Source organism: Coprococcus sp. AF21-14LB (genome assembly GCF_003458885.1).
In the GTDB taxonomy this organism is placed as follows: Bacteria; Bacillota; Clostridia; order Lachnospirales; family Lachnospiraceae; genus UBA9414.
Window position 1 is genome coordinate 1 of record NZ_QRVX01000057.1, and the last position, 12,767, is coordinate 12,767.

The window sequence follows — 12,767 nt, forward strand, 5'->3', positions numbered from 1 at the left end:
TAGGTCGTTAGACTTTTGTGTCCAACTCGTTCTGAAATCTCTTTAAAGAAATTTTCAGGGTTGTTGTCTATTGTTTAGTTATCAAGGTTCTCTGTCGTTTGACAGCTCATCTAGTTTATCATAACTAATTTGCTTTGTCAAGAACTTTTTTATTTTATTTTTTCAAGTCCTTGTTGTCTTTGCGACAGCTCATTTATAATATCACATTGTTGTTTTCATGTCAACATCTTTTTTAATATTTTTTTAATTCGCTATTTGAACTGAATATTTATAAATATTTGTCAGATCCTGTCATGTCTACAGTGATTCTATTTTAGCATAAGCACTATTTTATGTCAATCTGAATTTTACATTTTTTATCCTTCTATTTTACTTTTATTTTACACTTCTCCACTCGCACCCTATCCGATACAAAACTGCTTTCTTCTGTCAAAAAAGGATTCACCCAATACATAACTGCATTTAAGTGAATCCTCTTTTCTAATATCTGTATTTTACAACTCTTTGAAGTCCCAAATGATAATTTTCATGATTAATGGAATTTTATAATTGCGTTCATAATATAATTATGATCATACAAAAATGTCAGCAGCGGACTTTTATCGATCATGTCCATACTTGCTTTTCCGAACCCTGTCCGATATGACAATGTAATAATCATAAAAAGTACCCATACAATCACAAGCGCTGTTCCCATACCAAGAAACGCACCTGCACACGGTTCAGTCCGTGAAGTACCGGAAGATCTCCAATGATATTCAGCGCATACATAATTGTTCTTACAAGTATTGTCACAACTAAAAATGTAATCAGAAACGCAAGAATATCTACAATAATTTTAGCGAGATATGCGCCAATATAATCCACAAAACTCTCCACACCAAGCTGCTTATATACTTCGCTATTGTTATTTTCAAGAAGCTTTTCTGTCAAATACTCCGGAAGTCCTGCCTTCTCAATCGTCTGAATCTGAAGTTCCCGCGGCAGTTCGAGCTTTCCGAGCATTTCCTCTACTTGCTGATCCGAGATTCCGTAATTCTCCCAGTTAAAATTCTCTGGTGCGATTCCGGCTTCCTGCAGATTAATTCCCGTAAGTTCTGCGACTTTCTGTACTAATCCGGATGACAGTCCCTCTTTCGCTTCCCGAATCAGAAAAGACCTGCATTCACTCTGCACCATATCCTTTACCGGAAGCACTTTGTACATAACATTGCTTACATACGGTGTGGCAATCACAACTACGATCAGCGTCACGATAGTTGCCGCCAACGACACAACAATCTTAATAGCCCCCCGGATAAATCCAATGATCATAAAAATCAGAAACAGACAGCCGACAAATACTAATAACCAATTATCCATAATCTCTCCTATTTTACAAACTGTATTTCTTCCATACCGTCTGCATTCATCACTAAGTATTTATTGATCCCAGAAACAGGTGTAATCTTTGAAATACTGTTCGATAATTCTCCTTCAAACCGCTTCGAACCATTGAGCTGGTAAATACAGAGCTGATTATTGTTATAGAGAAGAATTTCCCGTCCTGACATTGTCACATGAGAATATTCTTTTGTTAAATTCTCTGAAAATACCTGTTTTCCATAAATCGTATATACACGGAGTTCATACCCCTCTTTTCCCTCATTTTTCAAAAGCATTCCGATATATTTATCATGGCGGAATACACTTTTAATTTTCTTCTCAACAGTGATCGTCTCTCCCGGCTGCGGCTTATCTTTTCCGTGAAAAATCATCATAGAACTGCTGCCGACCAAAACCGACGTTTCATTTCCTATGAAATATCCCTCCGGAATAATCTCATTCGGATAGGATTTGGAGAACACTTCATAGTTATTTACTCCACTGTCTTTTCCTCCGAAATTATAATAAACTACGTTGGTACTGATCTGACTGTTCTCGACTTTGAGATATGACACCATCAAGAGTTTACCGTCATCTGAAATCGACACTTCCACAGGATAACCGCTTGTACTGACTGCAATTTTATGCTCTGCAAGAAGATTTCCTTCTGCATCATAACAGACGACCTTAGGACTGAGTTCTTCTTTCAGAATCGCAGCTACAATTCCCTGTTCAGAAACATCTATCTTTTCAATCGGTAAATTTGTCTGAATCTCACCTTTTACTCCAGTCTCCTGAAAAACGATCATATGATTGCCGCCATTATCTGCAATCACTCCTGTCTTTTCTCCCAGTACAAGCACAGGAGTTGCCATCTGGTAAGACTGGTTCCATTTCTCTCTTCCCTTTTTATTCAGCAGAGAGATCCCATCCTTGCTGTACTTGATAACAGAATCCGCAAACACCTCATAACTACTGTTGTGATACTGTTCTTCCTGATATTTCTGCACGATCCTCGTCTTTGTAAACGTATGATATGTGATATACCAATAACTGACAGAAACTAAAAGAACAATAGCTGCCGCAATGACCGTAACGCGAATTCTATGATTTCTTCTATGTCGTTTGATTTTTTCCTGCATTTCCTGCATCTCAGCATCTGATTCATGCAGCTCTGTGATTACTTCGTTAACAATCTTCCCGGCTGTATCTTCCTCTTGCTGGACGACATGCAGATTATTGTTTTCTTTTTTCTTCATGCGTATTCCTTTTCTGTCAAATACTTTTCTACATGTAATCTTTTTTATTATACCACAGAAAGCGCTTTCTACGGTAGTAATATTTTCTGCCCAATAAAAATCAGATTCCCATCCTGCAGTCCATTCATTCTGCAGATTGCATCCACATGCGAAATGTCACCATACACTTTTTTGCTGATACTGTCAAGCGTATCCCCTTTTTGTACAACATAAAAATCATCTTCACAAAGGACAGCTCCGGACGAAGCTTCCACTGCCTCTTCTTCGAGAATGCTCCCTGCAGTTTCTGTCTGCCCGGTATCATTGGTATTATTCTGCTCTGCATCATCCCGCCCGGCTTCTGCCACATCTTCCTGTTCGATCTCAGATGGATTTTCTGCCGCCACATCCACCGCATCCTCTTCAGAAAGATCCGTTTTTTCTATCACATCTTCACTAACCATCTGTATCGCTTCTTCCTTCCCCTCTCCTTTTGCCAGAAGTTCCAATGACTTCTGCGCTGTTTTCATACGGTCATAATTATTCAAAAGCGTTACTCCAACTACAAGCGCCACAACAATTATAAGAGTGGTTACTGCTGTCGTCCATCTGCGCGGCTTTGTTCGTGTATTTTGTTCCATTTTTTCTCTTACAATACTACGAAAATTCTTTGCAGCCTGATCTTCAACAGTTTCACTGGGAGTCATTCCTGTCTGTCTGCGTTTTGTGATCATATAATTCTGCATATCGGGATTTTTCTCATAATAAATATAATGTCCTCCGATTTCTAAAAGATCATGATATTTATAAGCAAAAAACATTTCCTCTTTCGCTGCGGTATCCCGTATAATAAATACCGTATTCGTCTTAGGAAATGTTTTCTCGTGTATTTTTATAATATTCTCATTTGTTTCTGCCTTCCGTCCCGGCAGCGCCAGAAACCAGCCGACCAGTTCTCCGTCATGGAAATATTTCTCTTTCTCTTCTCTCATTTTTTTCACATATGTATCATCCACCAGCGGTTCTCCATCTTTCAAAGGCAGCTCGTCCATCTGTACTACTCCTGAAATATAGACACATTGCTGATCCTCGATCATTATCTGTGTCCCTACAAGAAATGCTCCCACTGCATTTTCTTCGTTGTAATCGCATAGCTGATTCAGAAACGTATCTACATAATCTTCCACATAGATTTTGGGACTGTCACTCACGTTGCCGATCTGCCTTACATTTTTTGGAAATTGCTGTTCCATAAAATCCTCACCCCATCTGATATATTTTTGCTAATCATACCACTGGAAAAGAGCTGATTTTAGCAAATCCTGTCGCAGAAATCAAAAAGTTTTCGACAAAAAAGCTGTGACAGGACTCATTTCTATTCAATCCTGCCACAGCAATCTGCACTTTTCTTCTATACTACTTTATGACCTTTCTTTTTGTAACGTCTGCTCGTCTCACAGGCGCCGCAATATTTATCTGTCAGCGTTGTAATCCACCCTTCTTTTGTCTTTGGAATATGCAGCGCCGTTACCGGCCACATATGATTTAGAATGACATCTTTCTCAATATGATTCAACTCAAAAAACTTGGAAGCATTTTTCAGTGCGACTTTCGGATGCGTCAGTCCATGAAAATGATCTCCCGTTTCTTTTGTATGCGTATGCCAGTCATACAAAAAGAGATCATGAAGCATCCCGGCTCTCGCTGCAGATCTGGCATCCAGATGAAAGAATCTGCACCAGTGATAGTTGTAATATGCAACATTCATACAATGCTGATAGCAATTCGTGGAACCATGATGCGGATAGAGTTTCATTCTAAGCACGACCGGATGCATTGCGACATCTTTAACACACTCCCAGAATTCCTCTTTCCACTCACGCCTGCAGCTGTGAAGCTTTCCTGCTACCTTGCGCCTGAACCGCAGCGGATACATATCACGAATATCCAGGCCCGTAATCTTAATCTTTTCCATTTATGCAAGAAACGCTTTTACTTTGCGGTAAATACTTTCGCCGTCCAGTTCGAACTTCTTAATCAGTTCAAGCGCCGGTCCTGACTCTCCAAAAGTATCGTTCACGCCAATTTTCTTTACCGGTACCGGATAATTCTCTGCAAGCACATCGCAGACAGCACTTCCAAGCCCACCGATCACAGAATGTTCTTCCACTGTAATCACTTTGCCGCATTCTTTCGCTGAAGAGATAATCAGTTCTTCGTCAATCGGTTTAATCGTGTGGATATTCACCACTTTTACCTGAATACCGTCTTCCTCCAAAAGTTTTGCTGCCTGAAGAGCTTCATTTACTTCAAGTCCTGTTGCAAAAATAACTGCGTCTTTTCCCTCTCGCAGAACAATTCCCTTACCAAGCTCAAAATGATAATCCGGCTGATCATTAATTACCGGCACTGCCAGTCTTCCAAATCTCATGTACACCGGCCCTACATGTTCGTATGCAGCTTTCACAGCCGCTCTTGCCTCTACATCATCAGACGGGTTAATCACAACCATTCCCGGAATCGTACGCATAAGGCAATGTCTTCATTACACTGATGTGTTGCACCATCTTCTCCTACAGAGATTCCTGCGTGTGTCGCACCAATCTTCACATTCAAATGAGGATATCCAATAGAGTTTCTGACCTGCTCAAATGCACGTCCTGCTGCAAACATAGCAAAAGAACTGGCGAACGGTACTTTTCCCGCTGCTGCAAGTCCTGCTGCTACCCCCATCATGTTTCCTTCTGCGATTCCACAGTCAATATGACGTTCCGGAAACTCTTTCATAAAAATAGATGTTTTTGTTGCCCCTGCAAGGTCCGCATCCAGTACGACAACCTCCGGATGCTCTTTTCCAAGTTCTACAAGCGCATTTCCGTAGCTTTCTCGTGTTGCAATCTTCTTTACTTCTGACATAATGCGGCACCTTCTTTCTCAAGTTCTTCCATTGCGGCTTCATACTGTTCTGCATTCGGAGCTACACCATGCCAGGATGCTTTATTCTCCATAAAGGAAACGCCTTTTCCTTTTACAGTTTTTGCGATAATGGCTGTCGGCTGTCCTTTTGTCATGCGCGCTTCTTTGAACGCTGCATCCAGCGCATCAAAATCATGTCCATCTACATTAATCACATGGAAATTAAACGCCTCAAACTTCTTATCAATCGGATACGGTGAATTGACATCTTCAATTTTTCCGTCAATCTGCAATCCGTTGTTATCAACGATTACGACAAGGTTATCCAAATGTCTGTGTCCGGCAAGCATAGACGCTTCCCATACCTGTCCTTCCTGGATTTCTCCATCTCCCAAAAGCGTATATACGCGATAATCCTCTCCGGATAATTTGGCAGAGATTGCCATTCCTACTGCTGCAGAAATTCCCTGTCCAAGAGATCCGCTTGACATATCTACCCCCGGAATATGTTTCATATCCGGATGTCCCTGAAGATAAGAGCCTACGTGACGAAGTGTTGTCAAATCTTCCACTGGGAAAAATCCGCGGTTTGCAAGTGCTGCATAATACCCCGGAGCTGTATGACCTTTGGACAATACAAAGCGATCCCTGTCTGCTTTCTTCGGATCTTTCGGGTCAATATTCATCTCTTCAAAAAACAAATACGCATAAATATCTGCTGCAGATAAAGATCCGCCCGGATGACCTGACTTCGCGTGAAATACACCTGTCACCGCTCCTTTACGAATCTCATTTGCAGCCTTCATTAATTCTGGCTTATTCATATTCTCCTCCTGAATCTACTGTCTTCTACTCACCGAAAACAGCCTTATAATCTGCCTGGAACTTCTCAATCCCCTGTGTTGTCAGCGGATGTTTTGTCATCTGTTCAATTACCTTATATGGAACCGTTGCAATGTCAGCTCCCGCCAACGCACACTCAGTCACATGCACTGTTGTGCGGATGCTTGCCGCAATAATCTCTGTCTCAATGCCGTGAATATCAAAAATTTCTGCGATCTCTGCAATCAACTCTGCTCCTGCCATATTAATATCATCAAGCCGTCCTACAAACGGTGATACATAGGTTGCTCCCGCTCTTGCCGCAAGCAACGCCTGGTTTGCAGAGAAAATCAGTGTCACATTTGTCTTGATTCCTTCTGCTGAGAGTACTTTCACAGCTTTCAGACCTTCCGGTGTCATCGGAATCTTCACAACCATATTCGGATGAATCTTTGCAATCTCACGTCCTTCTGCAATCATTCCTTCCGCATCTACTGTCGTAGCTTTTACCTCTCCGCTGATCGGACCATCTACAATAGATGCGATTTCTGCGATCACTTCCTCAAAGATACGCCCTTCTTTCGCAATGAGGGACGGGTTTGTCGTTACGCCACAAATAACTCCCATATCATTCGCTTTTCTGATTTCTTCTACATTTGCCGTATCAATAAAAAATCTCATGACTTTTCCTCCTTATCAATGAGTATTTTGTTCCTATCTTGATTATAGCGATGCCCTCTCTCCAGGTCAATAGTCTTATAACTGCGTCCGCCCCTCTAAAGCTCTGAGAAGCGTTACTTCATCAATATATTCCAAATCTCCTCCAACCGGAACTCCGCTGGCAATCCGGCTGACTTTAATGCCGGTTGGTTTGATCAGTTTACTAATGTACATTGCCGTTGTTTCCCCTTCCAGACTGGAATTCGTTGCAATGATTACTTCATCCACATCTCCCTGAAGCCGTTCCATCAGTTCTTTTAGCTTAATATCCCCGGGCCCGATTCCAAGCATCGGAGATATTGCACCGTGCAGTACATGATATACTCCATTGTATTTGCCGGTTTTCTCATATGCCGCCAGATCTCTTGTCGTTTCCACTACCATGATTGTCTTGTGATCTCTGTCACTATTTCTGCAGACCGGGCATTCTTCCTGATCCGTCAGTGTATAACACGTCTTGCAGTAACGCACATTATGCCTTGCACTAACCATCGTCTCTGCCAGCTTATCAACCTGTTCTTCCGGCATATTAATCATATGAAATGCTAAACGCTGGGCAGACTTTGGTCCGATTCCCGGAAGTCTTGACAATTCCTCAATCAGCTTTCCTATCTGGCTTCCATAGTAATCCATCTTTCTTCTCCTTCTTTCGGATTAGAATAATCCCGGCATTCCGCCGCCAAATCCGCCTGTCAGCTTAGACATTGCAGAAGAAGATTCTGCCTCCACCTGTCTGAGTGCTTCATTTGTGGCAGCTACGATCAGATCCTGAAGCATTTCAATATCATCCGGATCTACGATCTCTTCTTCCAGTTTCACACGGAGCACTTCGCGTTTTCCGGAAACCGTTACTTCAACTGCACCGCCGCCTGCTGTCGCAGAAAATTCCTTTGTTTCAAGCTCTTTTGCCTGCTCTTCCATCTGACGCTGCATTTTCTGTGCCTGTTTCATTAAATTCGCCATATTCCCCGGCATTCCGCCTCCCGGAAATCCACCTCTTTTTGCCATAGTTACATCCTCCATTCACAATTCTTTTAAACAATCTGTTTTCTCATTAATCTTCCACAGTAATATCCATGTGGACTACTTTCTCAATATCTACAAAACAATCATCAAACCGACGTCCATCATCCATCTTTCGTACTTCAATCTCGACTGTTTTGCCGGTCTTTGCCTCGATGAGCTGGCGCAGCTCTTCTTTATGCTCTTCCGATCCCACAATGCTGGCTGAAATTTCATCCGGCATTACAATCATAAGCTGATCCATACTGCCAACACTAAGTCTTGCCTGCTTCAAATAATTTCGAAGCATCGGCGATGCTTCGCTGCTGATAGAACGGAAGTTTGACGCCACATTACGCACTTCTTCTTTCAATGCTTTCTCCAGTTTAGGCTTTTCCTTCTTCGCCGGAATCCCCTCCAACTGATGATGCTGATATGCAGTTTCCGGGAGCATTGCCGTAAAATCGCCGCGCTCAAGTTTCTCTTCCACAGCCCGTATCCGCTCCAGAAGACTATCATCCCGCACTTCCATCTGCGGCCGGCACATTTTAATAAGCGCCACTTCAAGCATCACTCTTTTCTGTGTCGCATATTTCATTTGACCGCTTAATTCTGAAAAAATACGAATATATCGAAGGAGTGCATCATCTTCGATCATCTCTGCCTCTTCTTTCAACTGTGCAAGATTTTCCGTAGAAACATCCAACACGTCTTCCATATTATCAGAACTTTTTATGAATAGCAAGTTTCTTAAATACCATGTGAAATCTGCCGTCAACTGCCCAAGTTCTCTGCCCTGCATTACCAGCTCTTCTACACTGTGCATTACCGCAGATACATCTCTCTTTAATACATTCCGAAGGAGCATGCTAAATACATCTGTATCCACTGCTCCAAGCACCTCAAGCACATGATCATATGTTAACTTCTGCCCAAGATAAAACGCAATACACTGATCAAGAAGACTAAGCGCATCCCGCATAGAACCATCTGCCGCTTTTGCAATATAGCGGATTGCTTTCTCCTCCACTTCTACCTGCTCCTGCTGCATCAGATCATTCATCCGCGCTGCTATTGTATCAATTGTAATTCTCTTAAAATCATATCTCTGACATCTTGACAAAATTGTGATCGGAATCTTATGCGCCTCTGTCGTTGCCAAAATAAAAATCACATATTCCGGCGGCTCTTCCAATGTTTTTAGAAGTGCATTGAACGCTCCAATGGAAAGCATATGCACTTCATCAATGATATAGACTTTATATCTCCCCTCCGTTGGCCGATAAGCGACTTCCTCCCGGATCTCTCTGATATTATCTACACCATTGTTAGACGCCGCGTCAATTTCAATCACATTCATAGAAGTCCCGGCCGCGATCGCTCTGCACATTTCACATTCGCCGCAGGGACTTCCATCTACCGGGTGCTGACAGTTCACAGCCCTTGCAAATATTTTTGCCACTGTTGTCTTTCCGGTACCTCTTGTTCCGCAGAACAGATAGGCATGTCCAATCCGTTCTGCCCTAATCTGGTTTTTCAGCGTTGTCACGATATGATCCTGTCCTTTTACATCTTCGAATTCCGCCGGACGGAACTTTCTGTATAAGGCAGTATATGACATTTCTCAAACCTCCGTCTCTTTTTGTTATTGCTCTTCTCTACTCATCTCCGAAACTAATGCCGGTCATCTTCGCTTCTTTAATAATTGCCGCATTCGGATCAACAGTCTTAAGCTTGCCCGCAACTTCCTGAAGCGGAACTTTACCGATCTCTCCATTGCGGATACCTACCATATAACCAAACTCCTTCTTCAAGATCAGCTGCGCTGCAACTGCACCAAGCCGCGTCGCCAGAACACGGTCATAAGCACAAGGTGAGCCGCCTCTCTGCGTATGCCCAGGAACCGTCACACGAACTTCATTTTCACATCTTGCCGAGATTTCTTCTGCAATTTTGTACGCAACAGATGGGTATTTCTTCTTCGCCTGTTTTTCTTTCAGCTCTTTCTTAGACATCTGCGCTTCTTTCTTGGAAATAGCTCCTTCTGCCACTGCAAGTATCGTAAAACGTTTTCCTGCCTTAGCCCGTTTCTTAATCGCCTTAGCAATCACATCCGGATCATATGGAATCTCCGGAAGCAAAATAATATCTGCACCGCCTGCAATTCCCGCATGTAATGTTACCCAGCCAACCTTATGTCCCATTACTTCCACAATAAACACACGGCTGTGAGATGTTGCCGTTGTATGAATACAGTCAATCGTGTTCGTAGCGATATCTACCGCACTCTGAAATCCAAACGTCATATCTGTTCCCCAAAGGTCATTATCAATTGTCTTTGGCAGCGTAATAATATTCAGACCTTCTTCCCGAAGCATATTGGCTGTCTTATGAGTCCCATTGCCTCCAAGAATTACAAGACAATCCAGATTCAGCTTATGATAAGTATGTTTCATCGCCTCTACCTTATCAAGCCCGTTCGCATCCGGCACTCTCATCAGTTTAAACGGCTGTCTTGATGTTCCCAGTATTGTTCCTCCAAGTGTCAGGATCCCAGAAAAATCCTTTGAAGTCAACATCTCAAAATTAGAGTACATCAATCCTTTATATCCTTCTTTAAATCCATAAATCTCTATCTCATCTACAACTGAGCAGAGTGACTTTACAACTCCACGCATCGCCGCGTTGAGCGCCTGACAGTCTCCGCCGCTTGTCAACATTCCTATACGCAACATATCCGCACATCCTTTCCACTAACAAATCACTTGTTTTGATTTTTTTATTATATCCCATTTTACTATTGAATGTAAAGTAGATCGATTTGCCCAACACTATGACTTTGTGGTATAATGCTGTCATATACTCATTTTATAAATAAAAGGAAGAAATAACATGTATTTCATAAGGAGGCTTCGTATTATTATGGAACGAAACGATTTATGCTGGTGCGGAAGCGGCAAAAAATATAAAAAATGTCACATGGCAATGGAAGAACGACTTGCCATTTTAGAAGAACAGGGACATATTGTCCCAACACGATCCATCATCAAAACTCCTGCTCAGATTGAAGCGATCCGCAAAAGCGCAGACTTAAATACAGCGGTACTTGATCACGTTGCAGCTCATATCCACGCCGGAATGTCTACAGAAGAAATCGACAAACTTGTATATGATTTTACTACCGCACACGGCGGAATCCCTGCACCGCTTGGATACGAGGGATTTCCAAAAAGTGTCTGTACTTCTATCAACAATGAAATCTGTCATGGAATCCCTGACGAGAATATTATCCTTCAGGAAGGCGATATCATTAACGTAGACGTCTCCACAATCCTGAACGGTTATTTCTCAGACGCATCTCGAATGTTCTGCATCGGCAACGTATCTGAACGCGCCAAAAAGATTGTCCGTGTAGTAGAAGAATGTGTGGAACTTGGACTTGCACAGGCAAAACCATGGAATCACCTCGGTGATATCGCAGATGCGATCAACACTCATGCACAGGCTAACGGCTACTCTGTCGTAGAAGATATCGGCGGTCACGGAATCGGACTGGAATTCCATGAAGATCCATTCGTCAGCTATGTCACTCCAAAAGGCTCTGAGATGGTTCTCGTCCCTGGAATGATGTTTACAATTGAACCTATGATCAATGAAGGTTCCCCGGACTTTTTTGTAGACGAAGATAACGGATGGACTGTTTATACAGAAGACGACGGACTTTCTGCTCAGATTGAATACATGGTTCTGATCACAGAAGACGGAGCTGAAATCCTCACGAAATAAATTCTCCATTAGGGAGGTAACTCTATGAAATATGATATCGAAAAACATCTTCTCCCTCTTACAGGCGCTCACAACATGAGGGAGCTTGGCGGTTATCCGACACGGGACGGACGCTTTACTAAAAAAGGCTGTTTTCTTCGAGGAGACAACACAAATCACCTTACCCAATCAGACATTGATTTTCTGCGTGGATATCCGGTTGTTCTTGCTGTTGACTTAAGAAGCGCCGGTGAACTCCTAAAAGCACCTTCTCTTCTTGAAAAGGTGCCTGATATTCACTATAAAAATGTAACAATGGCTGATGAAATGAATTCCAATGAATTTCTCGGAGTTTTTCCTGATACAATGGGAGAGATGTATATTGATCTTCTGGAAACATCTAAGATTCGTTTTGGACGTGTTTTTCAGCTGTTTACTGCCCATATGCATAATGGTACCTGTCTGTTTCACTGTATGGCCGGAAAGGACCGTACCGGACTTGTTTCCATGCTTCTTCTTGAACTCGCCAATGTGGATGATGACATTATTATTGAAGATTATGCCGCTACTCAAGTGTTTCAGGAAGATTTAAGAATACAGCAGCTCGAATTTTTGGAGCAGCAGGGCATCTCGGTTCCTGAACGGGTGCTTCTGTCTGAACCGCAGAATATCGAAGCAGCTCTCTCTCATCTTCGCCTTCGATACGGCGGAGCAAGAGGTTATCTAAAAGAATGTGGGATCAAGAACGATGATCTGGATTCCCTTATCTGGCACTTTGTAGAATAAGGATTAGAATTTGTTATTTTATAACGAAAAAGACGCCTTGCCGGGCAATGTCATTAAGTTAAGGAAAAATAATTAGATTCTTATATTAGAAATAATATAGGAGTCTTTTTATTTTGTAAAAATAGTTGACAAACAAGATAGAATGTGCGGCCG

At 42.3% G+C, this 12,767-nt stretch carries 13 protein-coding genes and 1 pseudogene; 2 read left to right on the forward strand and 12 right to left on the reverse strand.

Translation table 11 applies throughout. From position 1 onward, the window contains the following. Nucleotides 1-532: 532 nt before the first annotated feature. From DWX73_RS13580 to DWX73_RS11455, 12 genes and pseudogenes are all read right to left on the reverse strand, one after another. On the reverse strand, nucleotides 533-697 hold the full coding sequence (locus tag DWX73_RS13580) for a hypothetical protein (RefSeq protein WP_158556862.1): 165 nt from the start codon (nucleotides 695-697) through the stop codon (nucleotides 533-535). Further along, on the reverse strand, nucleotides 679-1,362 hold the full coding sequence (locus tag DWX73_RS11405; RefSeq protein WP_118348878.1) for a CvpA family protein: 684 nt from the start codon (nucleotides 1,360-1,362) through the stop codon (nucleotides 679-681). The genes DWX73_RS13580 and DWX73_RS11405 overlap by 19 nt, the downstream gene beginning before the upstream one ends. An 8-nt stretch (nucleotides 1,363-1,370) precedes the next feature. Next, the gene (locus DWX73_RS11410) at nucleotides 1,371-2,624 is read right to left on the reverse strand and encodes a DUF5711 family protein (RefSeq protein ID WP_118348879.1); all 1,254 of its coding nucleotides are present in this window, start codon (nucleotides 2,622-2,624) and stop codon (nucleotides 1,371-1,373) included. Between the two features lie 68 nt (nucleotides 2,625-2,692). Further along, a complete protein-coding gene (locus DWX73_RS11415; RefSeq protein WP_118348880.1) occupies nucleotides 2,693-3,856 on the reverse strand; it encodes a LysM peptidoglycan-binding domain-containing protein in 1,164 nt (387 codons plus the stop codon). A 158-nt stretch (nucleotides 3,857-4,014) separates the two neighbouring features. Beyond that, nucleotides 4,015-4,539, reverse strand: coding sequence for an HD domain-containing protein (locus tag DWX73_RS11420; protein WP_118348889.1), 525 nt, complete (start codon nucleotides 4,537-4,539; stop codon nucleotides 4,015-4,017). Between the two features lie 39 nt (nucleotides 4,540-4,578). Continuing rightward, nucleotides 4,579-5,519: pseudogene (locus DWX73_RS15635) on the reverse strand (transketolase family protein). Beyond that, complete coding sequence (locus DWX73_RS11430; protein ID WP_118348881.1) at nucleotides 5,507-6,343, reverse strand: transketolase; 837 nt, start codon at nucleotides 6,341-6,343, stop codon at nucleotides 5,507-5,509. The pseudogene DWX73_RS15635 and the gene DWX73_RS11430 overlap by 13 nt, the downstream one beginning before the upstream one ends. A gap of 25 nt (nucleotides 6,344-6,368) precedes the next feature. After that, on the reverse strand, nucleotides 6,369-7,022 hold the full coding sequence (gene fsa / locus DWX73_RS11435) for a fructose-6-phosphate aldolase (protein WP_118348882.1): 654 nt from the start codon (nucleotides 7,020-7,022) through the stop codon (nucleotides 6,369-6,371). A 75-nt stretch (nucleotides 7,023-7,097) separates the two neighbouring features. Then, on the reverse strand, nucleotides 7,098-7,694 hold the full coding sequence (gene recR / locus DWX73_RS11440) for a recombination mediator RecR (RefSeq protein ID WP_118348883.1): 597 nt from the start codon (nucleotides 7,692-7,694) through the stop codon (nucleotides 7,098-7,100). A gap of 21 nt (nucleotides 7,695-7,715) precedes the next feature. Then, a complete protein-coding gene (locus tag DWX73_RS11445; protein ID WP_118348884.1) occupies nucleotides 7,716-8,069 on the reverse strand; it encodes a YbaB/EbfC family nucleoid-associated protein in 354 nt (117 codons plus the stop codon). 46 nt (nucleotides 8,070-8,115) lie between these two features. Then, nucleotides 8,116-9,684, reverse strand: coding sequence for a DNA polymerase III subunit gamma/tau (gene dnaX, locus DWX73_RS11450; RefSeq protein WP_118348885.1), 1,569 nt, complete (start codon nucleotides 9,682-9,684; stop codon nucleotides 8,116-8,118). Between the two features lie 37 nt (nucleotides 9,685-9,721). Beyond that, the gene (locus DWX73_RS11455; protein ID WP_118348886.1) at nucleotides 9,722-10,798 is read right to left on the reverse strand and encodes a 6-phosphofructokinase; all 1,077 of its coding nucleotides are present in this window, start codon (nucleotides 10,796-10,798) and stop codon (nucleotides 9,722-9,724) included. A 187-nt stretch (nucleotides 10,799-10,985) separates the two neighbouring features. Between DWX73_RS11455 and DWX73_RS11460 the strand changes: the two genes are divergently transcribed. After that, nucleotides 10,986-11,849: a methionyl aminopeptidase gene (locus DWX73_RS11460; RefSeq protein ID WP_118348887.1), complete on the forward strand. Its 864-nt coding sequence runs from the start codon at nucleotides 10,986-10,988 to the stop codon at nucleotides 11,847-11,849. A gap of 24 nt (nucleotides 11,850-11,873) precedes the next feature. Next, nucleotides 11,874-12,614: a tyrosine-protein phosphatase gene (locus DWX73_RS11465; protein ID WP_118348888.1), complete on the forward strand. Its 741-nt coding sequence runs from the start codon at nucleotides 11,874-11,876 to the stop codon at nucleotides 12,612-12,614. Nucleotides 12,615-12,767: the final 153 nt, after the last annotated feature.

Coding starts and splice junctions, on each gene's coding strand:
- DWX73_RS13580 (WP_158556862.1), bottom strand. CDS start 697: ATGGGAACAGCGCTTGTGATTGTATGGGTACTTTTTATGATTATTACA.
- DWX73_RS11460 (WP_118348887.1), top strand. CDS start 10,986: ATGGAACGAAACGATTTATGCTGGTGCGGAAGCGGCAAAAAATATAAA.
- DWX73_RS11415 (WP_118348880.1), bottom strand. CDS start 3,856: ATGGAACAGCAATTTCCAAAAAATGTAAGGCAGATCGGCAACGTGAGT.
- DWX73_RS11465 (WP_118348888.1), top strand. CDS start 11,874: ATGAAATATGATATCGAAAAACATCTTCTCCCTCTTACAGGCGCTCAC.
- DWX73_RS11410 (WP_118348879.1), bottom strand. CDS start 2,624: ATGAAGAAAAAAGAAAACAATAATCTGCATGTCGTCCAGCAAGAGGAA.
- DWX73_RS11405 (WP_118348878.1), bottom strand. CDS start 1,362: ATGGATAATTGGTTATTAGTATTTGTCGGCTGTCTGTTTCTGATTTTT.
- DWX73_RS11420 (WP_118348889.1), bottom strand. CDS start 4,539: ATGTATCCGCTGCGGTTCAGGCGCAAGGTAGCAGGAAAGCTTCACAGC.
- DWX73_RS11430 (WP_118348881.1), bottom strand. CDS start 6,343: ATGAATAAGCCAGAATTAATGAAGGCTGCAAATGAGATTCGTAAAGGA.
- recR (WP_118348883.1), bottom strand. CDS start 7,694: ATGGATTACTATGGAAGCCAGATAGGAAAGCTGATTGAGGAATTGTCA.
- DWX73_RS11445 (WP_118348884.1), bottom strand. CDS start 8,069: ATGGCAAAAAGAGGTGGATTTCCGGGAGGCGGAATGCCGGGGAATATG.
- DWX73_RS11455 (WP_118348886.1), bottom strand. CDS start 10,798: ATGTTGCGTATAGGAATGTTGACAAGCGGCGGAGACTGTCAGGCGCTC.
- fsa (WP_118348882.1), bottom strand. CDS start 7,022: ATGAGATTTTTTATTGATACGGCAAATGTAGAAGAAATCAGAAAAGCG.
- dnaX (WP_118348885.1), bottom strand. CDS start 9,684: ATGTCATATACTGCCTTATACAGAAAGTTCCGTCCGGCGGAATTCGAA.